This is a genomic window from Flavobacterium koreense (assembly GCF_054776075.1).
This window is the reverse complement of the sequence record NZ_BAAHCF010000002.1, coordinates 412,851-437,324: the sequence shown is the minus strand read 5'-3', so window position 1 is coordinate 437,324 and position 24,474 is coordinate 412,851. Positions and strand designations below refer to the sequence as shown.

At 31.5% G+C, this 24,474-nt stretch carries 22 protein-coding genes and 1 tRNA gene; 6 read left to right on the top strand and 17 right to left on the bottom strand.

The genetic code is table 11. The features are described from left to right. Positions 1 to 4 precede the first annotated feature (4 nt). Together ACYU7A_RS02280 and ACYU7A_RS02275 are read left to right on the top strand one after the other, a co-directional pair. Positions 5 to 1,222, top strand: coding sequence for a DUF4249 domain-containing protein (locus ACYU7A_RS02280; RefSeq protein WP_460573965.1), 1,218 nt, complete (start codon positions 5 to 7; stop codon positions 1,220 to 1,222). After that, positions 1,210 to 2,913, top strand: coding sequence for a hypothetical protein (locus tag ACYU7A_RS02275; protein ID WP_460573963.1), 1,704 nt, complete (start codon positions 1,210 to 1,212; stop codon positions 2,911 to 2,913). Before ACYU7A_RS02280 ends, ACYU7A_RS02275 begins: the two co-directional genes overlap by 13 nt. Positions 2,914 to 2,983: 70 nt before the next feature. Here ACYU7A_RS02275 and ACYU7A_RS02270 read toward each other — a convergent pair whose 3' ends face one another. Together ACYU7A_RS02270 and ACYU7A_RS02265 are read right to left on the bottom strand one after the other, a co-directional pair. Further along, positions 2,984 to 3,598 (bottom strand): hypothetical protein, encoded by a 615-nt coding sequence (locus tag ACYU7A_RS02270; RefSeq protein WP_460573961.1) that lies wholly within the window; start codon positions 3,596 to 3,598, stop codon positions 2,984 to 2,986. Beyond that, positions 3,591 to 4,196, bottom strand: coding sequence for a hypothetical protein (locus ACYU7A_RS02265; protein ID WP_460573959.1), 606 nt, complete (start codon positions 4,194 to 4,196; stop codon positions 3,591 to 3,593). The genes ACYU7A_RS02270 and ACYU7A_RS02265 overlap by 8 nt, the downstream gene beginning before the upstream one ends. A 102-nt stretch (positions 4,197 to 4,298) precedes the next feature. Between ACYU7A_RS02265 and ACYU7A_RS02260 the strand changes: the two genes are divergently transcribed. The 3 genes from ACYU7A_RS02260 to rpe all read left to right on the top strand — a co-directional run bounded on the left by ACYU7A_RS02260 (position 4,299) and on the right by rpe (position 7,161). Continuing rightward, positions 4,299 to 5,261: a hypothetical protein gene (locus tag ACYU7A_RS02260; protein ID WP_460573957.1), complete on the top strand. Its 963-nt coding sequence runs from the start codon at positions 4,299 to 4,301 to the stop codon at positions 5,259 to 5,261. Positions 5,262 to 5,343: 82 nt separating this feature from the next. Then, positions 5,344 to 6,207 (top strand): sigma-70 family RNA polymerase sigma factor, encoded by an 864-nt coding sequence (locus ACYU7A_RS02255; RefSeq protein WP_007804760.1) that lies wholly within the window; start codon positions 5,344 to 5,346, stop codon positions 6,205 to 6,207. 291 nt (positions 6,208 to 6,498) lie between these two features. Further along, positions 6,499 to 7,161 carry a ribulose-phosphate 3-epimerase gene (gene rpe, locus ACYU7A_RS02250; protein WP_460573955.1) on the top strand — a complete coding sequence of 221 codons (663 nt, stop codon included), beginning with the start codon at positions 6,499 to 6,501 and terminating at the stop codon, positions 7,159 to 7,161. 55 nt (positions 7,162 to 7,216) lie between these two features. Here the strand turns inward: rpe and ACYU7A_RS02245 are convergent, their stop codons facing one another. Then, positions 7,217 to 8,944, bottom strand: a complete 1,728-nt coding sequence (locus ACYU7A_RS02245) for a T9SS type A sorting domain-containing protein (RefSeq protein ID WP_460573953.1) — start codon at positions 8,942 to 8,944, stop codon at positions 7,217 to 7,219. A 92-nt stretch (positions 8,945 to 9,036) separates the two neighbouring features. After that, positions 9,037 to 9,456, bottom strand: a complete 420-nt coding sequence (locus ACYU7A_RS02240; RefSeq protein WP_460573951.1) for a CBS domain-containing protein — start codon at positions 9,454 to 9,456, stop codon at positions 9,037 to 9,039. Between the two features lie 112 nt (positions 9,457 to 9,568). Here ACYU7A_RS02240 and ACYU7A_RS02235 point away from each other — a divergent pair, with 112 nt between their 5' ends. Next, complete coding sequence (locus tag ACYU7A_RS02235; RefSeq protein WP_460573949.1) at positions 9,569 to 10,513, top strand: tRNA dihydrouridine synthase; 945 nt, start codon at positions 9,569 to 9,571, stop codon at positions 10,511 to 10,513. Between the two features lie 66 nt (positions 10,514 to 10,579). On the opposite strand, the gene ACYU7A_RS02230 is transcribed toward ACYU7A_RS02235, so the two are convergent. From ACYU7A_RS02230 to mraY, 13 genes are all read right to left on the bottom strand, one after another. Further along, complete coding sequence (locus ACYU7A_RS02230; protein WP_460573947.1) at positions 10,580 to 11,455, bottom strand: hypothetical protein; 876 nt, start codon at positions 11,453 to 11,455, stop codon at positions 10,580 to 10,582. Positions 11,456 to 11,574: 119 nt separating this feature from the next. Beyond that, the gene (locus ACYU7A_RS02225) at positions 11,575 to 12,372 is read right to left on the bottom strand and encodes a zinc-dependent peptidase (protein WP_460573945.1); all 798 of its coding nucleotides are present in this window, start codon (positions 12,370 to 12,372) and stop codon (positions 11,575 to 11,577) included. Positions 12,373 to 12,388: 16 nt separating this feature from the next. Next, positions 12,389 to 12,462, bottom strand: a tRNA-Arg gene (locus ACYU7A_RS02220). 71 nt (positions 12,463 to 12,533) lie between these two features. Then, complete coding sequence (locus ACYU7A_RS02215) at positions 12,534 to 12,983, bottom strand: GatB/YqeY domain-containing protein (protein ID WP_344815435.1); 450 nt, start codon at positions 12,981 to 12,983, stop codon at positions 12,534 to 12,536. 261 nt (positions 12,984 to 13,244) lie between these two features. Beyond that, positions 13,245 to 15,188 carry a cell division protein FtsZ gene (ftsZ, locus tag ACYU7A_RS02210; protein ID WP_460573942.1) on the bottom strand — a complete coding sequence of 648 codons (1,944 nt, stop codon included), beginning with the start codon at positions 15,186 to 15,188 and terminating at the stop codon, positions 13,245 to 13,247. 90 nt (positions 15,189 to 15,278) lie between these two features. Beyond that, complete coding sequence (ftsA, locus tag ACYU7A_RS02205) at positions 15,279 to 16,664, bottom strand: cell division protein FtsA (RefSeq protein WP_344815437.1); 1,386 nt, start codon at positions 16,662 to 16,664, stop codon at positions 15,279 to 15,281. Between the two features lie 66 nt (positions 16,665 to 16,730). Beyond that, complete coding sequence (locus ACYU7A_RS02200; RefSeq protein ID WP_460573940.1) at positions 16,731 to 17,453, bottom strand: cell division protein FtsQ/DivIB; 723 nt, start codon at positions 17,451 to 17,453, stop codon at positions 16,731 to 16,733. A gap of 79 nt (positions 17,454 to 17,532) precedes the next feature. Further along, positions 17,533 to 18,876 (bottom strand): UDP-N-acetylmuramate--L-alanine ligase, encoded by a 1,344-nt coding sequence (gene murC / locus ACYU7A_RS02195; protein WP_460573938.1) that lies wholly within the window; start codon positions 18,874 to 18,876, stop codon positions 17,533 to 17,535. Positions 18,877 to 18,964: 88 nt separating this feature from the next. Beyond that, the gene (gene murG / locus ACYU7A_RS02190) at positions 18,965 to 20,056 is read right to left on the bottom strand and encodes an undecaprenyldiphospho-muramoylpentapeptide beta-N-acetylglucosaminyltransferase (RefSeq protein WP_460573936.1); all 1,092 of its coding nucleotides are present in this window, start codon (positions 20,054 to 20,056) and stop codon (positions 18,965 to 18,967) included. Between the two features lie 2 nt (positions 20,057 to 20,058). Then, on the bottom strand, positions 20,059 to 21,456 hold the full coding sequence (locus tag ACYU7A_RS02185) for an FtsW/RodA/SpoVE family cell cycle protein (RefSeq protein ID WP_460573934.1): 1,398 nt from the start codon (positions 21,454 to 21,456) through the stop codon (positions 20,059 to 20,061). Positions 21,457 to 21,514: 58 nt separating this feature from the next. Beyond that, a complete protein-coding gene (locus tag ACYU7A_RS02180) occupies positions 21,515 to 21,877 on the bottom strand; it encodes a four helix bundle protein (protein WP_298392751.1) in 363 nt (120 codons plus the stop codon). Between the two features lie 29 nt (positions 21,878 to 21,906). Continuing rightward, positions 21,907 to 23,241: a UDP-N-acetylmuramoyl-L-alanine--D-glutamate ligase gene (murD, locus tag ACYU7A_RS02175; protein WP_460573932.1), complete on the bottom strand. Its 1,335-nt coding sequence runs from the start codon at positions 23,239 to 23,241 to the stop codon at positions 21,907 to 21,909. After that, the gene (mraY, locus tag ACYU7A_RS02170; protein WP_460573930.1) at positions 23,241 to 24,467 is read right to left on the bottom strand and encodes a phospho-N-acetylmuramoyl-pentapeptide-transferase; all 1,227 of its coding nucleotides are present in this window, start codon (positions 24,465 to 24,467) and stop codon (positions 23,241 to 23,243) included. The genes murD and mraY overlap by 1 nt, the downstream gene beginning before the upstream one ends. Between the last annotated feature and the right edge of the window lie 7 nt (positions 24,468 to 24,474).

Below are 24,474 nucleotides of genomic sequence, written 5' to 3'. Positions count from 1 at the left end.
AATTATGAAAAATTATGTAAATAAAATTTTCATTCTTATTTTATCAGCTACGTTTTTTGTAAGTTGTACTGAACCTTATGCACTTCAAACTAACAACTATGAAGAAGCTTTAGTAATAGAAGCTACAATAACTAACGAACTGAAATACCAAGAAGTTAAAATTACTAAAACCTATAAATTGGAAGAAAATTTTCCAACAACAGTGTCGGATGCTGTTGTTATTTTGAAAGACAATTTAGGTAATACTTATGACTTTGCCGAACAAGGAAATAAATATGTTTCTGTAAATGAATTTAAAGCCGAACCAAACAGACAATATCAGTTAAAAATAATCACTGACAATGGAAGAAGTTATGTTTCAACAACTGAAGTTCTAACACATGAAACAAGTATTCAAAGCATTGTGCCTACAGCAACTAATGTAAATGGAGTAAGAGGTGCAGAAATGATTGTAAATAGTTTTGATCCAACTAACAGTTCAAAATATTACAGGTTTGAATACGAAGAAACACACAAAATAATTGCGCCTAGATGGTTACCTGTAAAAGCGGTTGTTACTCCAACACCATCACCAGGTGTTATAGATTTAGTTCCAAGAACTGAAGAAGCTCAATTTTGTTTTACAACAAAAAAATCAGACAAAATAATTTTGACAAGTACTAATGATTTATCTGAAGATAGGGTTATTTTTCCAGTAAGATTTATTAAAGATAGTGACTATACAATTGCAAATAGATATAGTATTCTAGTTAAACAATATGTGCAAAACTTAGCTTCACATACCTTCTATAAAACATTGAAAGAGTTATCTGGTTCTGATGGAATTTTATCACAAAACCAACCTGGATTTTTCTTTGGTAATATAAAAAGTGTTGAAAATCCTGATGAAAAAGTGATTGGCTATTTTGAAGTTTCATCTGTTTCGACACAAAGAATCTTTTTTAATTTTGAAGATGTTTTCCCAAATCAACTACAACCAAAATATCCTTACAAGTGCAATCCAGATCCTCTACTGGGTAATGATGATCCAGAGGTCTTTTTAAAATATTGCTTTTCACCATTTGACTTTACTTGCGCTGGATATACTGTTTTGAGTGTTTTAAGCTCTGGTAATATGGTATATTTCAATTTTAGTAATAATATTTATGAATTATACCCTACTCCATGCGGAGATTGCACTTCATTTTCATCTAACATAAGACCTACATTTTGGATAGACTAAAAAAAATATTAATAGTACTCTTTATAATAACTAGTTCAAATATTTGGGCTCAGAAAGATGTGCCTACAATTTCAACAAGCGAAACTGTTTACTTGCATCTAAACGCTACTTCTTTTGTCTCTGGAGAAACTTTATTTTACAAATTATATTGTTTAAATCCAGAAGATTACAAACAAAGCAAAATAAGTAAAGTAGCTTATTTAGAACTTATTGGAGCAAACAATCAAGTACTTTTTAAGCATAAGTTATTTTTAACTACTGGAATTGCTCAAGGTGATTTTTTTATTCCATCTACAATAAAAACTGGAACTTACAAGCTTTTAGCTTACACCAAATGGATGCAAAACAAATTAGAATCAAAATCATTTGAATCTGAAATTACAATTATAAATCCATTTCAATCTGATTCTGAAAATAAAATAAGTTCTAAAAATAGCATTTTAAAAGAATCACCGGAAGTTTCCAATTCTGGATTAACTGTAGGTTTGGATAAGAAAAAATTTACAACTAGAGAATCGATAAACTTGAAACTTTCGATTCAAAATGAGTTACTGAAAAAAGGAAGCTATTCATTATCTGTTAGAAAAGTTCAGGATTTACCTGCTATTTCAAAAATCAACCCAACTGATTTTAAAAATTCAGATGCTGACCAAAAAATAATTCTTGACGAAAATAACTATATTCTACCAGAATTAAGAGGTGAAATTATAAGTGGAAAAATTTCAAGTAAAGACAATTTAAACTCCATTAGCAATATTTCGGTTTCGCTTTCAATTCCAGGAAAATCTTTTACTACCAAATTAGTTAAAACTAAAGCTGATGGTAAATTTTATTTTTCTATTGACAAAGCTTATTTTGATTCAAACATAATTATTCAAATAGCCGATAAATCAAAAGATGAGTTCACTATATATGTTGATGATTCATTTACTTTGAATAAATCAAATTTGAAATTTGAAAATGATTACACCTTATCGTCCGATTTAAAATCAGTTATTGAAGAACATTCCATTGCTAGTCAAATAGAGAATACCTATTACACAAAAAAAGCAGATACACTGGCCAAAATCAATTATCCTACTCTATTTTACGAACCTTTTGTAAATGAATATATCTTAGATAATTACAATCGTTTTCCAACTATTAAAGAAACCATTATTGAGGTAGTAAAAGAGGTGAACTACAATAAAAATGATGGTAAATATTCTTTGCGATTAAATGATTATGACCCTTACACAGATGTTGAGGAATCTCCATTAGTGTTAATCGATGGATTAGTTGTTCAAGATATTAATGAACTATTCGAATACAAAGCATCAGATATTTATAAAATTTGCACTATCAATAGTGGTTATGCTTATGGTAATAAGTTGTTTAGTGGTTTAATTAGTTTCATCACGAAAAAACAAGATTTTGAAAGTAAACTCAAAGGCAACTTTATTATAAAAAGAACAATAGATTTACCAGTATTAAAGAAAAATTATTTCAAACCAAATTATGCTGATAAATCAAGCTTAGACAGAATACCAGATTACAGATATCAGTTACTTTGGTTACCAGAATTAGATATAAACACATCAAATATATCATTTTATACTTCTGATAAAAATGGAACATTTGAAATTGTAATTGAAGGTTTTTCAGACGAAGGTATTCCTGTGTATTTGAAAGAATATTTTGATGTTGAATAACTATTTTTTATAATATAGAAAACCCCAATTCATTTAGTTGACTTGGGGTTTTGTTTTTTTGATTACAATATTAAAAATTCCAACTTCCAGACAAACCAAAATTTAGAGATGATGATCCAAAATCACTTTCTGCTTTAGAATTAAAAAGTGTGTAGGGAGAATAGTGATAACAACAATGCAAACCAAAACCATAAATCACAGTTTTAAATCCTTGCGAGAAACAAATTGTATTTAGAGCAGGTTTTAAATCTATGTTTTTAAATTCTTCGGTTTCTGGCTTACTATAATGCAGATATTTCCAACCTAAACCTGTATTAGATTCTATATGAAAATTTTTACCTTTAGATTGTACAATAAATCTGGCATATCTCAAACCTAATAAAAAACTAGACTTGCTCCCATCCAAAGAAATAATCTCATCATTAACTTTATAATCTATTGCTCTTCCATTAATAATACCACTTAGCTCAGCACCAAAATCTATAAACTGTCGTTTAGCAATTTTTGTTCTCATATAAAACGCAGTATTAATCGAACTTTCATACTTGTCTGATAACTGTCCTAAAGGCTTTCCATAGCTTACCTCAATTATATTTCTTTTATACAAATCAATTTTAGGAAAAACAATCGTGTCTTGAGCATTCATCTTAAATGCTATCAAAACTAAAAACATCATTTTATTCATTATTTATAAGTTTAAATTTATAATCTTTATTAGAAGAACTACCAGCGCCAAATAGTAACAACATGCCTTCGTTTACATTATGATTTTCAAAAATTATTTCGTCTTCTTTTGATAAATAAACTGAATATTTTGACATTTCTTTTCTAATAAAAAGAATTGGAAATGTGATTGTTTCATAGTTTGTATAAAAAACAAACTTTCGCTTTGAATATTTTCCAAAAAACTTTAAAACATAGTCTTTGTTATTTTTATCACTGAATTTTAAATACAATTCGTTATCGATAATTTGAACTTGAATTGGTTTTGTATAATCTACATTGTCATTATTTGTAAACTCTTTTGTTAAACTTCTAGTAAAGATCCTATTATCATATTGTACATTAACAGTATCCAACTTGTCATAAAATTTAGCAGAAAATGTCTTAGAAATATGGTGGTAATCATCTTTATTTACCTCATTTTGAACACTACAAGAAGAAATTAGAAACAGTAATAAAAATTTCGATTTCCTTCTTAAATAAACATTAATAATCTTTGAATATCTTTTTAAATCCATCCTATTGAAAGATTCTAAACTTTTTTTCATTGTTTTTTTCATAATAATAGTTTTAAAATTACAGTTCAAAATTATTGTGATTAATACAAGTGTATTGGCGATATTTAATAAATAAAATTTATATATTTGTGATTATCGCAAACTATGACGAATCAAGAACTACTTTTAAAAGAAATTAGAAAGCAACTTTCAAGTTCAGCTTCCTTAAATGATGAAATTTCTGCTATTCTAAATAGTAGTTATGATGCCGCACACCGAAGAGTTTCGGGCAAGAGTAAATTTTCTATTGATGAAACATTGCTATTGGCAAATCATTTTAACATTTCGCTAGACAAATTGTTTTTAAAAAACGATAAAGTAATTGTTGAAAAAACCATAGAAATAACTTCACTAAAAGACATGCTTTCCTATTTTAAAAAATCGGCTGAGCGCATTGAACAATTAGCAACTAACGAAAACGCAACTTTATATTATTCAGCTAAAGATATTCCGCTATTTTATTTTATGGAAGGAACTATAATGTCAAAATTTAAAGCCTACGTTTGGTTGACGTTGTTAAATCCGAATCAATCTAACGTATCTTTTGAGAACTTTGTTATCGACGAATCGTTTATGGAACATACTCAAAAGTTGAAAAAAATATATGAAAAAGTTACTGTAAAAGAAGTTTGGAACGATACAACAATCAATAGTAGTTTGCAGCAAATATTATATTTTTACGAATCTGGCTTGCTGAATTTTAAAAGTGCAACAGCATTGTATTTAGATTTAAAACGGATTTTGAATTTGATAAAAGACAAATCAAACAAATTCAATTCGAATTATTCTATATACTACAATGAGTTGATTTTGCTCAACAACAATATGTTAATTGAAACTGAAGAAAAGCTCACGATGTTTATTCCTTATACATTGTTAGGTTATTTTATTACAGATAATAAAGAAAGTTGTAAAAATGTACACCAGTTTTTTAATCAGCAAATTCTAAATTCTAAAGCATTGAACCAATCTGGAATTAAGGAACAAAATTTGTTTTTTAATCGTGCCAACCGAAAAATTGATTATTACATCGAGCAATTAAACAATCAGGTTGATTTACTTTTTTAAAAATAATTAATGATTTTGTAACTTTTTTGTAACTCATAACGTATAACTACCTGAACACTTTAAAGTAAAGGAAAAAAAATACATGAGACAACTTAAAATCACCAAGCAGGTAACTAATCGTGAAACTGCTTCTTTAGACAAATACTTACAAGAAATTGGTAAAGTTGACCTTATTACTGCTGACGAAGAAGTTGAGTTAGCACAACGTATCAAAGCTGGTGACCAACGTGCTTTAGAAAAATTGACTAAAGCTAACTTACGTTTTGTGGTTTCTGTTGCTAAGCAATACCAAAATCAAGGACTAACTCTTCCTGATTTAATTAATGAAGGAAATTTAGGTTTGATTAAAGCAGCACAACGTTTTGATGAAACTCGTGGTTTCAAATTCATTTCTTATGCGGTTTGGTGGATTCGTCAATCAATTCTTCAAGCGCTTGCAGAACAATCTCGTATCGTTCGTTTGCCATTAAATAAAATTGGTTCTATCAATAAAATCAACAAAATGTATGCTTTATTAGAGCAATCTAACGAAAGACCACCTTCTGCTGAAGAAATTGCAAAAGAACTTGATATGACAGTAAATGATGTAAAAGAGTCAATGAAAAACTCTGGTCGTCATTTATCAATGGATGCACCTCTTGTTGAAGGAGAAGATTCTAACCTATACGACGTTTTACGTTCTGGTGAATCTCCAAATCCTGATAGAGAATTAATTCACGAATCATTACGTACAGAAATTGAGCGTTCGTTAGAAACTTTAACTCCAAGAGAAGCAGACGTAGTTCGTTTGTATTTTGGATTAGGCGATCAACATCCAATGACTTTAGAAGAAATTGGAGAAACTTTTGACTTAACTCGTGAGCGTGTGCGTCAAATTAAAGAAAAAGCAATCCGTAGATTAAAACATACATCAAGAAGTAAAATCTTGAAAACATATTTAGGTTAACACTTCGATATTTCGACAAGCTCAATATAAACCGAGCTCAGTGTAACACTATAAACGCAACAACAGTTTCAAAACTGTTCGTTTTTTGATTGATGATTGAAACTCCGGCTGATTACCGGAGTTTTGCTTTTTAATCTGAACTCGTTTCAGATTCTATTGAACTCGTTTCAGATTCTATTGAACTCGTTTCAGATTCTCAACAAAGTAGTTTCAGATTCTTTAAATATAATTTACCTTTGCAAGTACAAAAGATTCTGAAATAAATTCAGAATAAACAACACAAACTACAAAATGAAGAACACACTTATTGCACCATCAGTTCTTGCTGCTGATTTTGCCAACTTACAACGCGACATCGAAATGATTAATAATAGTGAAGCCGATTGGTTTCATATTGATATTATGGATGGTGTTTTTGTTCCGAATATTTCTTTTGGAATGCCAGTTTTGGAAGCTATTTCTAAACATGCTAAAAAAACAATCGATGTTCACTTAATGATTGTCGATCCTGACAGATATATTAAAACTTTCGCTGATTTAGGTTCGAATATACTTACTGTTCATTATGAAGCTTGCACGCATTTACACAGAACATTACAAGCTATAAAATCCGAAGGAATGAAAGCTGGAGTTGCTCTAAATCCTCATACCAATGTAAGTTTACTTGAAGATGTGATTAAAGACATTGACATGGTTTGCATAATGAGTGTAAATCCTGGTTTTGGTGGACAATCATTCATTGAAAACACCTATAAAAAAGTAAGACAACTAAAAGAGATTATAACTAGAAACAATGCCTCAACTATCATTGAAATTGATGGTGGAGTAACTAGTAAAAATGCTGTTCAATTAGTCGAAGCTGGCGCAGATGTTCTAGTCGCAGGAAATTTTGTTTTTAAAGCCGAAAACCCTACTGAAACTATAAGCGCTTTGAAAAAGTTAACTAAAGTGTAGCAGATTATTTTCTGTAAAAAAATACCACTAAGTTAATTTAGTGGTATTTTTTTGCTTAATATTTAGCTATTTTAAAGTTACTATTTTTATTTCCTGATTGCACTTTTACAAAATAATTTGCTGTATTTAGTGATGTTAAATCAATTTCAATTTCAGAACCAACTGTTTTTTTATTTAAAACAATTTGTCCTAAAAAATTATATACACTTACTTCATTAATAACTTCATCACTCTTTATTTTGAGAATATTAGAAACCGGATTAGGTGCAAATACCAATCCACTCAATTCAAACTCAGCATTAGCCAAAACAATTTGTGCTGTTACTGGAAGTCTAGTTGTACTTTCATAACCTCCAATTTTTTGAGAAGCAAAATAGGTTGTGCCATCTACTAAAAGAGTATTTGTTGGCAATGGTAATGAAACTGCATTTTTATTAGCTCCAGAATACCACTGAATATTTTGACCAGTAACTTGCATATTTGCTAAAGTTGCTCCTTGATTAAATGATTGAATAGCATTTCCAGTCGGTGGTGGCGTTGGTGTTAGATTGACATTAACATTGGTAATATTAATTGGATTACAACTATAATTAACACCTCCTTCAATATCATAAACCGTAATCGTATGAGTTCCAAGAGTTACATTTGAAAACACATTACTGCTTTGTTGTGGTCCACTATCTAATTGATATTCGTAAGAACCATACCCTTCAACTTCTACTGTAATAACTTGATTTCCTGAATTGTTTACAATGGAGTAACCTATTCCAATTGGAGATGCTGGTCCTGATTGAACAATACTGAATGGTGCAGAAACTCCATTACAACTTAAAATCGAATTACTAATCATTACAACAGAATATTCACTCGAACCTGAATCTGGTAATGGTGAGCTAATTGTATAAGTTGAACCTACTCCAACAGGAACTCCATCATTATACCACTGATACGAATAAGATGTTGGTGGATTTTGAATCAAGTAACTAGTTGTATTTACTGCCGTTAACGTTTGTGACGTTAATAAATTATTAGTAGCATAATCTACACAAATAACATTAGAATTTGCTAAAATAATTGGTTGTGGTAATTGCTCAACAGTTGTGTTAAAGCTACTTATAGTATAACATCCTGTAACAGGATTAGTAACTCTAATCCAGATGTTATGTGTGTATGTTTGGTAGAGTCCTAGATTTGAAATAGGATTTGTATTACTTTGAGCATTTGCCAAAGTATCATAAAAAGTTACTATGCTTGATGCGTTCCCACCTACTATAGATGGAATTAATGAACTCAATGAAAACGAATAAAAACCATCATTAACACCATCAGTATCACAAGTTGAAAAATTCGGTGGTGTAATAAGTGTAGGCAAGGGATTTACAATTAACTGAAAATTACCAACTTCAAACTGTGAAGTACTATTATTTTGAACTCGAGCATATATAGTTTGTGAATTAGATAAATTTATATATGAACTTGTATTAGAGATTGGATTAGCACCTGTAACTGCATCTGTAGCCGTAATATGATAACTAACAGAATAATTGGAAGCTGCAGTTGATTGAGATACTAAAATAATTGGAGTTTGAGTATTAAGATTAAAAAATGCAATTCCATCGTTATTGTCATCACATTCGTGTAAATTAGGTAATGGCGGAATAACTGGGTCATTCACTTTTTCTTCATACGATGAAAACCAAATAACTTTGTTTTCAACCCCATTGGCATTTGAAAATTGACCACTAAACACTAACAACAAAACCAGATAATATTTAATTTTCATAATTTTAGATTTATAGTTACCAAAAATAGAAAATTTTTTAAAGAAAATGACTTCAATATAAATATTAAATGCTCCAATTGGAGCATTTATTTTTAGTATTGGTCTATTAAATACTTTATTAAATCGGTTGTGGTTACTATTCCTACCAAAAGTTCATCGAGAACTACTGGCAAAGCATGAAACTCTCTTTTAGACAATATTTCTGCTACTTCTTTTATTGTGGTGTCTGGAGAAACTTTTACTAAATTTCTTGCCATAACCTGTTCTACAGAAAACATATTGTAAACGGTTACATCAACTTCTAATTCATCATCATCAATAGCATCTGCAAAGGAAATTCGCAATAAATCGGTGTAACTTAACATTCCAACAATATGATTTCCGCTAACAACAGGAATATGTCTGATATGATGTTTCTTGAATAAACTTTCTGCTTTGGTTAAATCATCTGATAGATTTAACTTTATTACATTTGATGTCATTATAGTTGACACTGGTACATTTTTTTTCATGACATTTAACTTTAAAATAATTGATTAAAGTTACCACTTGATACAAAATATAAACATGACAAAAATCAGATAGTTGATAAAAGATTATTAAGTTTGCACAACATCAAATTTCATGAGTTATACCTTATTATCTTCACCCTTACAAGGATTTACCGACTTTCGTTTTAGAAACGCCCAAAACAAGTATTTTGGCGGAATTGACACTTTCTATTCGCCTTACATTCGCTTGAACGGAAAACTAGTTATTAAGTCATCTTATGAGCGTGATTTACTTCCTGAAAACAATAACACGCTAGAATGCATTCCGCAAGTAATAACTAACGATGCTGACGAATTTTTATTTGTAGCAAAATATGTTCAGGAATTAGGCTATAAAGAATTAAATTGGAATTTAGGTTGTCCTTATCCGATGGTGACAAAATGTGGAATGGGTTCGGGATTAATAAAAGAATCCGAAAAAATTGATGCTATTCTAAATAAAGTTCATTCCGAATCTGACATTATTGTTTCTATGAAAATGCGATTGGGTTATGATACTACAGATGAAATTCTAGATGTTTTACCAATTCTTGATAAATATCCAATTAAAAATATTGCCATTCACGCTCGTATTGGAAAACAACTTTACAAAGGTGGCGTTCATTTAGAAGCTTTTCAAAAATGTATTGACACTACCAAACACAAATTATATTACAATGGCGATATTACTTCGGTAGCAAAGTTTAGAGAAATGCAAGAATTATTTCCTACAATTGACCATTGGATGATTGGAAGAGGATTGATTTCTGATCCTTTTTTGCCAAGTATGATTAAAGAAAACACTTTAGAATATCCTAAAAACAAAATGGAATTATTCTGTGATTTTCATGAAACACTCTATCAAGGTTATAGCGAATCGTTATCTGGTGCGACTCATATTTTATTGAAAATGCACCATTTGTGGGAATACTTTTCAACCACTTTTGACAATCCTCATAAGGTTGAAAAAAATATTAGAAAAGCAAAAAGCATTCGAAATTATGAAGAAACCGTTAAAGCTGTTTTTAAAAATGGTTGATTTTAAATGCAATAATTTTATGGCGTTTTAGCTCATGTCAAACTTTAACTCCAAGATGATTTGGTCTTATTTTCTAGTTTTTAAATCAGAAATAATGTATTGATATAAATCACCTCCACCATTTTTTTTATCAATTTCATCTGCTATAAATAAGGTGTTATTGTCCTTAAAGCAAATGGCTTCTTTTTGAGAAAAATTATCAAGTTGATAGGATGTTACTTTTCCTTCAAGGAAATTGTCACCATTAAAATTTTCGAAAACCCAAACGGTATCATGACCTAAAATGGCTACTTTTTTATGGTCTTGACTTATTGCAGCACTTGTAATTACGCAAGAATCATAATCGCTGCACGTTTTAAATTTTCCAAGTAAAACAGCTTGATGATTTCCAGGGATATTTGGAATTTTATACAGAAAAGTTGTTCCGTCAAAGTTTTTACTTCTGTTTTTTGTTACCAAATAAAAGTGATTGTCCATTTCGAAAAAACCTTCGCAATCATAAAATAATTCCTTTTTATTGGGCGGAAAGTCGGTTTGTTCAGGATAATTAAATGTGATGGAATAATCTGATGCTACTTCAGATTTCCCAAGGTTTTCATTATTTATTTTAAAAATTGACAAGTCTTTTCGGTCGTTATCATTATTTCCAAAATCTCCGACATATAAATTTCCTTTGCCGTCAGAAGTAATATCTTCCCAATCGTTGTTTACAGCGTTAGTTATTGTAATTGTTTGTAAAGCTTCTCCATTTTGGTCAATTCCGTATATTTTATTAGGATTTCCGCTATCTTGGATTGCCCAAATTAAATCAGAATTAGGCACTGTTTTTATTCCCGAAACTTCCTTAATTTTTTTAGGAAATGAGAATAACAAGGCTTCTTTTTTAGTTGCAGTTGTACATGAAACAAAAGCCAAAAGCAATAAATAATTTACTATTTTCATATATGTAAAAGTTGTTTTTTAGCGGTCATATATGTTATCGCTTTTTATTTATTGGTGTTTGCTTATGCAAACTTGTGTTAATGAGCGATTTCATATGTTTAAATTTTAATTTAATAAAGCTAGTGCTTATGATTCAACATTTTGCTTACATTTTCGAAAAGTTTTGGAAATTCTTGTTTGAATAAATGAGGTGATTCAAAATAATGTTCGATAATTACAGCTAAAAATTCAAACGGATTGGTGTAAGCATAAATCCTGAAATAATCAGAATTGATTAATCGTTCTCTGTTTACAGGATGGTCAACTTCTCTTCGAATTCGATCATACATTCTTGAAAAAATTATGGCACTTGTGTCTTGACTGTTCATACCGTGAAGATGAAGAACGTGAGCAAATTCATGGATTCCGAGATTTAAATTATCGTTTTTAATTTCGTAACCTGCTTTGAAATCTTCCCATGAGAAAACAATAGCCTTCATTCGCGGATTGTATTCTCCTTTGTGATAAGCATCATTAATTTCTGAGTAATAAACCGATGGATAAACGATTACTTTGTCAATATTGGTGTACAAATAATTCCTCAAACCAAAGGTTAACATTACAGACGTCGAGGCAATCAAAACCTGAACTTCATCAGTTATTATAAAATCTTCTTTACCTATGAATTCGTATCGTTCGATGAAAGTTGCAACTCGATGTTCGAAGTATTTTTTCTTTTTATCTGAGAGTGAATTGTAATAATCAAATTGCTTGTTTAAAACATAGGATTGATTAGCATCTAATGTTTTTACAGTTGGATAAAAATGAATGTAAAATGGTTTATTGAAAAGCACACCATATTTTTCCTCGATTACTGAGTAAACAACAAAGAAAAAAAATGCTGCTACTCCAGCAAAAAGAAGGTATAATATAATCAAATGATTTGGTTGTTAGTGACCTCGGCAGGGTTCGAACCTGCAACCATCAGAGCCGAAATCTGATATTCTATCCAGTTGAACTACGAAGCCAATTTAGTGAAAAGTGATTAGTGAAAAGTGAATAGCTAATTACTAATCACTTTTTACTAATTACTTATAAATTAAACTAATAATTTTTTAACTATAGCTGAAATCGTTTTTCCTTCTGCTTGTCCGCCGATTTGTGCTGAGGCTAATCCCATTACTTTTCCCATTGATGCGATTCCTGACGCTCCAGTTTCTGCAATGATTTTAGAAACGATTGCTTCTACTTCAGCTTCTGAAAGTTGTGCTGGCAAGAATTGTTCGATTACAGTAATTTGCGCTAATTCTGGTTCAGCTAAATCAGGACGATTTTGCGTTTTATAAATTTCGGCGCTATCTTTTCTCATTTTTACAAGTTTCTGTAAAATTTTGATTTCGTCAGCTTCAGAAATTTCTTCTTTTGAACCTGTTGCAGTTTGTGCTAACAATAATTCTGATTTGATAGCTCTTAATGCTTCCAATGCCACGGTATCTTTAGAACGCATGGCATCTTTCATTACGTCCATTATTTTTGATTGTAAACTCATAGTTTATTTATGATTTAAGATTAACGATTTTAGAATTTTGATTTTATTTAAATGGTTTGCTAATTAGCCCTGATTGAAGAGAAAATACTTGCTTTTTTTGCAAGTATTGTAACGTAAAGCAGGAAAATGGATTACAAAAATGCGCAAACCATTCGCTACTGAAATTCTTCAGCATGCATCCAAAAAGCCACACAAAGGTAAAAAAAATAACCCGAAATTTCAATTGAACTTTCGGGCTACCCATTTTTAATTAACTTATGATTAATCTACATTATCGTGTAAGAATGAATTGTTAGAACGTAACTGAATATCGTCGTTACTATCGGTTCCTAATGACATTCTTGAATTGTTGTTTAGGTTTTGATTTTCTGTTAAATCTACCCCTAATCTTTTGTATGCTGGTTCTCTTTCAAGTTCGTCAACTCTAGATGGATTGTTGTGAAACTTGTAATTGAATTCTTTTAATTTACGTCTTCTTTCGTCGGCACGAAGTTTTAAAGTTTCTTCGATAGTCATTTCCATTGGAGAAATATCATCTGAATGTGTAGCGTAAGTAGGTTTTGCTGGCTCAGCTACTTTCATTGTGAAATTTAATGACTCTTCAATTGGTTCTTCCAACTTAGCAGCTGGTTTAGAACTCAACAAATCGTTTTCAATTTCCATATATTCTTCAAGAGAATATTTGATAACTCCGTTTTGATTTACTTCAGTTACTGGAACAAATTCTACGTGCTCATTAACTTTAATATCTTTAGTTTCGGCAGTTAAATCGAATATAATTCTATCTTCTTCAATTGTATTTTCAACTGGTTTAGCAATTGGCAAATCGAAAGAGAATGTAATTTGCTCTTCTTCTTTAGCTACAACTTGTGGCTCAACAACTTTAATTTCGTTTACAGCAGGAGTTGTAAAAGTAAAATCAATATCTTTTATAGGAGAAACGATTTCGAAAGTTACATCTAAATTACGTATGAAGTCATTCATCGCAATTAGTTCGTTTTCGTTAACTTTTGCTACAACAGGTTCTGGTTTTACTTCATCTTCGATTAATTCGAAAACAATTTTTTCTTCTTTAACTTCGGCAGTTACTTCAATTGGAGTCTCTACCTTCGGTTGAAAAAAATCAACTGGCTTTTGAGTTAAGTCATGAACTAACTTTTGCTCATCTTCTAGTGAATGAATGATTTTTTTAACTTCTGTATTTACGATTTCGTTTTGTTGTTCTACGTTGAAACCTGTTGCAATAATTGTAACTGCAATAGCATCACCATGAGCTTCATCTTCACCAACACCCATAATAATATTGGCGTTGTGACCTGCTTCTGCTTGAATGTGGTCGTTGATTTCTCCAATTTCGTCAATAGTAATTTCATTAGTACCCGAAACGATAAGCAACAATACGTTTTTAGCACCTGAAATTTTATTGTCATTCAATAATGGAGAATCTAAAGCAGAAATAATAGCATCTTTAGCTCTATTTTCACCACTTGCAATCGCAGAACCCATAATAGCTGTTCCACTGTTTGCCAATACCGTTTTAGCATCTTTTAAATCGATATTTTGTGTGTAGTGATGTGTAATTACTTCAGCAATTCCGCGTGATGCAGTTGCTAAAACTTCGTCAGCTTTAGAGAAACCAGCTTTGAAACCAAGATTTCCGTATACTTCTCTTAATTTATTATTATTGATAACAATTAATGAATCTACTTGCTTTCTTAATCTTTCAACACCTGCTAATGCTTGGTCTTGACGTACCTTTCCTTCAAATTGAAAAGGAATTGTAACAATACCAACCGTTAGTATGTCTCTTTCTTTTGCTAATTGAGCAATTACTGGAGCTGCACCTGTTCCTGTTCCTCCACCCATTCCTGCGGTGATGAAAACCATTTTAGTGTTGCTATCCAACATTTTTTCGATATCATCGATACTTTCGATTGCTGATTGTTGTCCAACATCTGGATTTGCTCCTGCTCCTAAACCTTCTGTTAAGTTTACACCTAACTGAATTTTATTTGGCACAGGACTGTTTTGTAATGCCTGAGAATCAGTATTACAAACGATGAAATCTACACCTTTGATTCCTTGTTTGAACATGTGGTTGATTGCGTTGCTTCCACCGCCACCAACTCCGATAACTTTAATAACATTTGATTGATTTTTTGGTAAATCAAATGAGATGCTTCCAAATTCTGAGTTGCTTATCATACTATTTTGGTTTTGTTTGATTTTATTCTGTATTCTAGTTTTGTTTTTCTATTTAAATCTAATATCTGATATTTTAAATCTAATATTAAATTACTCTGCGTTGTCTAAGAAATCTTTGATTTTATCAACATACTTATCAAAAAATGATTTTCTGATTTTTCCTTCTGTTGTTTCCACTTCTTTTTCAACTTTATTTTCAATTTGTTCTTCTTGTTGTTGCGTTACCTCTTGCACTTCTTCAACAACTGGTCTAGCAATTGGTCTTGGCTGCGGAATAGCTTGACTTACTTCTAATTTGTAAGCACTTTGCGTATTGTTAGCTACACTATTCATTACTAATCCAACCGCTGTTGCAAACAATGGACTTGAAATATCTTCGCTAGAATTTCCTGCCAAATGTTCGTTAGGATAACCAATTCTAGTGTCCATACCTGTGATGTATTCCACTAATTGTTTGATGTGTTGCAATTGTGCTCCACCACCTGTAAGAACGATTCCTGCAATCAATTTCTTTCTTGGATCTTCGTGACCGTAAACTTTGATTTCTGTAAAAACTTGCTCTATAATTTCAACCACACGTGCGTGAATGATTTTAGATAAGTTTTTCAAAGAAATTTCTTTTGGTTCTCTACCACGTAATCCTGGAATTGAAACAATTTCGTTGTCTTTATTTTCTCCTGGCCAAGCCGAACCAAATTTTACTTTCAGTAATTCTGCTTGCTTTTCAATGATTGAACAACCTTCTTTAATATCTTCTGTAATCACATTTCCTCCGAAAGGAATTACAGCTGTGTGACGAATGATTCCGTCTTTAAAAATGGCTAAATCTGTTGTCCCACCACCAATATCAATTAAAGCAACACCTGCTTCTTTTTCTTCTTGACTTAAAACCGCATCAGCTGAAGCTAAAGGTTCCAACGTTAATCCTGACAATTCAATTCCTGAACTTTGGATACATCTTCCTACATTTCTGATAGAAGCTGCTTGTCCAACAACAACGTGAAAACTTGCTTCCAATCGTCCACCATACATACCAATTGGTTCTTTGATTTCAGATTGTCCGTCGATTTTAAATTCTTGTGGTAACACGTGAATAATTTCTTCACCTGGCAACATTGCTAATTTATTCACTTGATCAATTAGCAATTGAATGTCTTTACCGCTAATTACTTCTTCTGGATTACTTCTACTGATATAATCCGTGTGTTGAATACTACGAATGTGTTGTCCGGCAATACCAACAACGCAATCATTGATTTTGTATCCTGAGTTTTCTTCCGCTTCTAAAACTGCTTGTTGGATGGATTGAATGGTTTGTGTAATATTATTTACAACACCACGAGCCACGCCTAAACTTTTGGCTTTTCCAAGACCTAAAATTTCAAGTTTGCCGTATTCATTTTTCTTACCAATCATCGCTACGATTTTCGTAGTTCCAATGTCTAAACCAACTGCAATGTTTTCTCTGTTCTCCATATTGTCAACTAATTTGCTCGATACAATATTTATTCTATCTCTACTTTCTTGATTTTCTTCTAGAAGTTATTTTGTGCAAACAACTTGATGTGTAAATCTCAAATTTATTTTCTTGTAATTATTTAGCATCGTATCTGAAACTGCTTTCTGAAAAAATGCTTTATAATTTTTAAATTTCTTTTCTTCATTCATCATTTTGCCAAACTCGATTTTAAAATCATAGTTCCTGTTGGTCATCATTAAGCTCGCATCAGGCAAAACTTGCACACCAATGATATTTTTTTTCAAAAATTCATCGTTGTAAATCATCTTCAAAACTTCGGATAATTTCTTCTTGTTTTTGTTGTCAATAACCCCCGAAATTAGCGGTACTCTAGCTGTACTTATTTCAGAAAGTGGCATTCTATTTCCCTCATAATCAATATAGAACGAACCTTCCTCACTAAACACTCTTGCTATGGGTGTTTTTTGTTTCACCACCGCCTTTAGAACACCATCAACACTTACAAAAACTTCTGATTTTTCAACCATAGGATGTTTGTTGATAGAATTTTCCAATTTGTTCAAATTTAAGTCCGATTTTTCAATGGTTTTTACATCTGAACTATTTTCTATTAACAATTTATTAACCGATTCTTGTTTAACAAAATTGTTATTATCTCCAACAAAAATCACTTCTGATTTCTTTAATTTACGATGTGAATTTCTATTTGACGTAAACGAATACAGAAAAACTACCAATGCAAACATTAGTATTAATCGGATATTGTTCCATTTTAGAAATTTCATAATTGTTTTAATTTTTTAATATTTCTTTTTTTGTTTTTTTATTCTATTTTTATTTTTTTCATCGGACTAAAGTCCGAAGCTATTTAGCTAAAGCGGTTTTTATTGATGGTACTAATTCGCCTATATCTCCTGCTCCTATCGTTACAATTATCTTCGCATCACTTTCTAAAATCGTACCAATTAGCGACTCTTTTGAAACTAATTTTTTATTTTCATTAGTCATTTTAGACATTAACCAAGAAGTTGTAATTCCTTCCATTGGTAATTCTCTTGCTGGATAAATATCTAACAAAAGAACTTCGTCAAATTGTGATAAACTTTTAGCAAAATCGTCTGCGAAATCTTTTGTTCTACTAAACAAGTGAGGTTGAAAAATGGCCAAAACTTTTTGATTTGGATACAATTCTCTCACTGCTTGATGCACCGCATTAATTTCTGTTGGATGATGTGCATAATCATCTATATAAACGCGATTTTCTGATTTTATTTGATACGAAAATCTTCGTTGTACACCTTTAAATGTAGCTAAAGCATTAGCAATGGACACGGTTGGGGTTCCATAAGTTTTGGCCATTGCTAAAGCCATTAGCGCATTCATTAAATTATGATGTCCTGGTAAACCAAAAGCAATATCTTTTATTATTTCTGTTGGTGTTTGAACGTCAAAAACATAAGCACTATTTTCTATACGAATATTAAACGCTTTAAACGTTGCTTCTTCATTAATTGCTATGGTCAAACCTTCTAAATCCAATCCTTTTGGAACAAATATTTTGGTTTTATCTTGAACTTTATTTGCAAATTCTCTAAACGATTCTTCGATTGCAGAAGCATCTCCATAAATATCTAAATGATCCGCATCCATTGAGGTTACGCAAGCAATATTAGGATGTAAATGCAAGAACGATCGGTCAAACTCATCGGCTTCAACCACGGTTATTGTTTTTCCACTACCGATTAAATTAGAATGATAATTTTCTACAATTCCACCAAGGAATGCTGTAACATCTGCTCCACTTTCATACATAATATGACCTAGAATACTTGATGTAGTTGTTTTTCCGTGTGTACCTGCCACTGCAAAACAGAACGTATCTTTTGTAATCAAGCCAAGAACTTCGGCTCTTTTTTTAATTACATAATCTCTTTCTACAAAATAATTCCATTCTGAATGAGAAACTGGAACTGCTGGCGTAACAATTACTAAGGTATTTTCGACAAAATAATCCGAAGGAATTGCAGCAATTGAATCTTCAAAATGAATGTTCATTCCGCCAGCAATCAATTCGTCGGTTAACATCGTTGGCGTTTTATCGTAACCCGAAACATTTTTCCCAATGTTTTGGAAATAGCGAGCCAAAGCACTCATTCCGATGCCTCCAATTCCGATGAAATAGACGTTATGTATTTGATTTAGATTCATATTAAATTTCAATTTCAAAATTCAACTTCAAAAATCAATCTCAAAATTCAAAATGTACAATTGATTTTTGAAATTGCTATTGACATTGCTATTGTATTAGTTTTACTATTTGTTCAACTATATCTTTTGTTGCGTTTGGCTTGGCTAATTTCTTCATGTTTTCGCTTAGACTTTTTTGCAAATTCTCATCGTGAATTAGTTTGTTGAAAACTGATTCGAATTTTTCGTCTAACTCATTTTCTTTAATTAGTAAAGCACCATTTTTATCTACAATTGCTTTCGCATTTTTGGTTTGATGATCTTCGGCTACATTTGGTGATGGAATAAAAATTGTTGGTTTTCCTACCAAACATAATTCTGAAACTGATGAAGCACCAGCTCTAGAAATCACGAAATCTGCTGCAGCATAAATCAAATCCATTCTATCAATAAACGAAACTACTTGAACATTCTCTATCTCAGAAAAATGTTTGTAATCTGCCATATATAAATTACCACATTGCCAAAATATTTGCAAGTTATTGTTTCGTAAAAAATCAAGTTCTTTTGCAATTAATTGATTGATTCTTCTTGCGCCTAAACTTCCGCCAATGATTAGTAATGTCTTTTTGCTTTCATCCAAATTGAAATAAGACAACGCTTCACTTCTTTTTGAATCAATATCTAAAATATCTTGACGAACAGGATTACCTGTAAATACAATTTTATCTTTTGGAAAAAATCGTTCTAAATTTTCATAAGCAACACAAATGGCATTAGCTTTTTTACTCAATAATTTATTGGTAATTCCAGGATAGGAATTTTGCTCTTGTATTACTGTTGGAATATTCAAACTGTTGGCAACTTGCAATAATGGTCCGCTTGCAAATCCGCCTGTTCCGATGACAACATCTGGTTTGAACTTTTTAATTATTTTTCGAGATTTCCATAAACTATTAACTAATTTTAATGGAAACATGGCATTCTGTAACGTCAACTTTCTTTGCAAACCTGCAATCCAAAGTCCTTCAATAGCATAACCTGATTGAGGCACTTTTTGCATTTCCATTTTATCTTGCGCGCCTACAAAAAGGAACTCCGCATCTGGAAAACGCGATTTTAATTCGTTGGCAATAGCAATTGCAGGATAGATATGTCCACCTGTTCCGCCACCACTTAATATGAATTTTAATTTTTTCATTTTTATCTTATTGCCTTAAAAGGCAGTTCAATTTTTTTTTTTCGCATTCCTTTTATGGCTAGCATTGGATTTTCTTCAATTGAAAAATCTTCCTCCATTATTTTGCCTTTGATAGATGCTTTCATTTGGTTAACCTTTTCTTGATTTTCATCAACTTCCTCTTCTACTCCATTCAATTCTCTATCAATAATTCTTTGTAAAACTTCGTCTCTTTTTTTCTTCTCTTCAAGTTCTTTCTCGGCTTCTTCTAGTTCTTTTGCAATTTCTTCTTCTTTTTTGGTAACGCTTAGAATAATTCCGAGAGCGATACAAGTCATCCAAACAGAACTTCCTCCTGAACTAATTAATGGTAAAGTTTGTCCTGTAACTGGCAACAACTCGACTGCAACTGCCATATTGATTAATGCTTGAAATATTATTGGAAAACCGAGTCCGACGACGACTAATTTTCCGAAAAGCGAATTGGCTTTATGCGATGCTACAACAAATCGGAACAACAATAAAAGGTAAATTGAAATAATTGTAAAAGCACCAAATAGTCCAAACTCTTCCACAATAATGGCGAAAATAAAATCAGAAGAAGATTGTGGTAAGAAATTCTTTTGAACACTTTTCCCTGGTCCAAGTCCGTAAATTTCACCTGAAGCTATTGCGATTTTCGCTTTTTCAATTTGATAATCATCTTCATCTGGTTTGTCGCTTGTAAAATTATCAATACGACTAATCCAAGTATCCACACGATTTGGGAAAGCATCTGGAAATTTTTTAGCAATTAGTATAAAAAACAATCCGCAAAGCAATCCTGTTCCTAGAATAATTCCGATATATTTTAATGGGTATTTACCAATAAAAGTTAGCATAATAACCATTGAAAAAATCAATGCTGCTGTAGAAAAGTTCGCAGGAAAAATCAATCCGACAGTTACAAATACTGGCAACCAAAGTTCTAGAAGCGATTGTTTAAAATCGGGTGCAACTTCTCTTTTTTTGGATAAATACCTTGCTACAAAAATATACAACACAATTGCTGCAAATGTTGATGTTTGAAAAGATATTCCAATGAATGGAATTTGAATCCAACGACTGGCATTTGCGCCGTCAATTACGGTTCCTTTTACCAAAGTATAGACTAATAAAACCCAAACAATTGGCAAAGCAATTCGTGAAATCCCTCTAAAATAATGATAAGGAATTTTATGAACTTGATAAATTATTACAAATCCAATTGTGATGTGAATGGCATGCTTTAGCAAATAGGTCAAGGCATTTCCTGAGCCATGTCGCATGTAAGCCAAATTACTACTCGCACTAAAAACAGGCATAAAAGAGAACAACGCCAAAAGAGCAACAAATGCCCAAATGACTTTATCTCCGTGTAGTCTGCTTATTAGTTGTTTCATTTTAATATTAGATATTTGATATTAGATTTTAGATATTCTTTACGTTGATATTTATCTTTTATTTATTATTTAATCTGTTATTTACAGTTTTGAGAGTTGAAACAAAAATTGCAACTAATTCATTAGCTTCTTTTTGCAAAACATCCAATTCTGTTTTATTAATCCATTTCATTTCTTCAATTATTTCTAGCCAAAATTGAGTTTCATCTGCTTCTTCTAAAACAATATTTAACTTCGCAACAAATTCTTTATCACTTCTTGCTCGACAAACTGCTCTGTAATTTGCTCCAACAGAAGTTGCACTTTTAGCAATTTGATTAATAACAACTCTTGTTGACATTGAGTTTGGCATTTTTTCAATTAGATTTAGAATAGATAATGAAAATTGCTTTGTTCTATTTTTAAGCTGATCGTTTGTCATATCTAATATTTAAAATCTAATATCTAATATTAAAGATTCCTTACTTCTCTTTTAAATTGGTTTCCTCTGTCTTCATAGTTTTGAAATAAATCGAAACTTGCGCAAGCTGGTGATAGTAAAACAGTGTCACCTTTTTCTGCGATGTGTCTTGCTGTATTTACTGCATCTCTCATATTATCCACTTCAACCATCATATCTACAACATTTCCGAAAGCGTCAATTATTTTCTTGTTATCAACACCAAGACAGATAATTGCTTTTACTTTTTCGTGAACTAACGGCATTAATTCGGCATAATCGTTTCCTTTGTCTACGCCTCCAACAATCCAAACTGTTGGTGTTGTCATGCTATCTAAAGCGAAGAACGTTGCGTTTACATTGGTAGCTTTACTATCGTTAATGTATTGCACATTGTGAATTTTCAACACTTTTTCTAAACGATGTTCAACACCTTGAAAGTTTGACAAACTCTCGCGAATGGTTTGTTTTCTGATGCGTAAAATATTCGCTACAGAAGTTGCTGCCATTGCATTTTTCATGTTGTGTTTTCCTTCAAGTGCGATGTTTGCCGTTTCCATTAAAAACTCTTCTTGGTTGATGTTGATTTCCATAGTGTTGTTGTTTAAAAATGCTCCGTTTTCAATTGATTTTGATATTGAAAATGGAATTAATTGTGCTTTTACTTTGTTATTTTTTAACCAATTTCCGATAGCTTCATCATCTGCATCATAAATGAGATAATCCTCTTCGGTTTGATTCATTGTTATTCTAAATTTCGATGCGATGTAATTTTCATATTTATAATCGTATCGATCTAAATGGTCTGGACTTATGTTTGTAATTATGGCAATATGTGGCTTATAATTTATGATTCCGTCTAACTGAAAACTGCTTAATTCTAACACATAAGAATCATAATTTTCTTCGGCTACTTGCCATGCAAAGCTTTTTCCAATATTTCCACCTAATCCTACATTCAATCCTCCTTCTTTTAGCAAATGATAAGTCAACATTGTTGTAGTTGTTTTACCATTACTTCCAGTAATTCCGATGGTCATTGCTTTTGTGAAATTATTAGCAAATTCAATTTCAGAAATCACTGGAATTCCCTTTTCGATAAGCTTTTTTACAATTGGAGCTTTTTCTGGAATTCCTGGACTTTTCATTACTACATCAGCATTTAGAATTTTATCTTCTGTATGCTGTTCGTCTTCCCATTGTATTTCATATTGATTAAGAACGTCTCTATAATTGTCTTTAATTTTTCCGAAATCAGATACAAAAACGTCGTATCCTTCTTTCTTTCCTAGAATTGCTGTTCCAACTCCACTTTCTCCTCCTCCAAGAATTACTAATCGCTTCATTATCTCAATTTCAATGTTACAATTGCTACAATCGCTAACAAGATGGTTACAATCCAAAAACGAGTTACAATCTTACTTTCATGATATCCTTTTTTCTGATAATGATGGTGCAATGGCGACATCAAGAAAACTCTTCTTCCTTCGCCAAATCGTTTTTTCGTATATTTGAAATAAGTGACTTGAATAATCACCGAGGCGCTTTCGGCAAAGAAAATGGCACATAAAACAGGAAGTAGCATTTCTTTTCTAACCGAAATTGCTAAAACCGCTATAATTCCGCCAATAGTTAAACTTCCTGTATCACCCATAAAAACTGATGCTGGATAAGAATTATACCAAAGAAATCCGATTAAAGCTCCAACGAAAGAAGCTATAAAAATGGTCATCTCACCTGAGTTTGGAATGTACATCACATTCAAGTAATTAGACAAAATGATATTACCCGAAATAAAAGTGAAAATACCGAGTGCAAGAACGGATATTGCTGATGTTCCTGCGGCTAAACCATCAATTCCATCGGTAAGGTTAGCTCCATTTGAAACTGCTGTAATGATGAAAATTACAATTGGAATGAATACCAACCAAGCCCAATTTTGATAATCGTCTGTAAATGGTTTTAGGATTTGAGCATAATCCAATTCGTTATTTTTTGTAAACGGAATTGTAGTTGTTGTTGCTTTAATTTCCTTTGCTGGTTGCGAAATTGTATTTCCTGTTTGGTTGAACGTAATTGGTGTAGATGACTTTTCACGGACAGTAACTGCTGGACTAAAATACAATACCGAACCTACTATAATTCCTAAACCAACTTGACCTATAACTTTAAAAATCCCTTTTAAACCTTGTTTGTCTTTTTTAAAGATTTTAATATAATCGTCAATAAAACCAATAGTTCCCATCCAAAGTGTGGTCACAATTAGAAGAATGATGTAAATATTATTCAACTTAGTCAATAACAATACAGGAATCAACGTTGCAAAAATGATGATTAATCCACCCATTGTTGGCGTACCTGCTTTTTGCGTTTGACCTTCTAAACCTAACTCACGAACCGTTTCACCAACTTGTTGATTTCTCAAAAAAGTAATGATTTTTTTTCCGTAAATAGTTGATAGTGTTAATGATAAAATTAACGCTATAGCCGAACGAAAGGTGATATATTGAAACACTCCTGTTCCGGGTATGTCAAGTGTTTTGTCTAAATATTCAAATAAGTAGTATAACATATTGGTT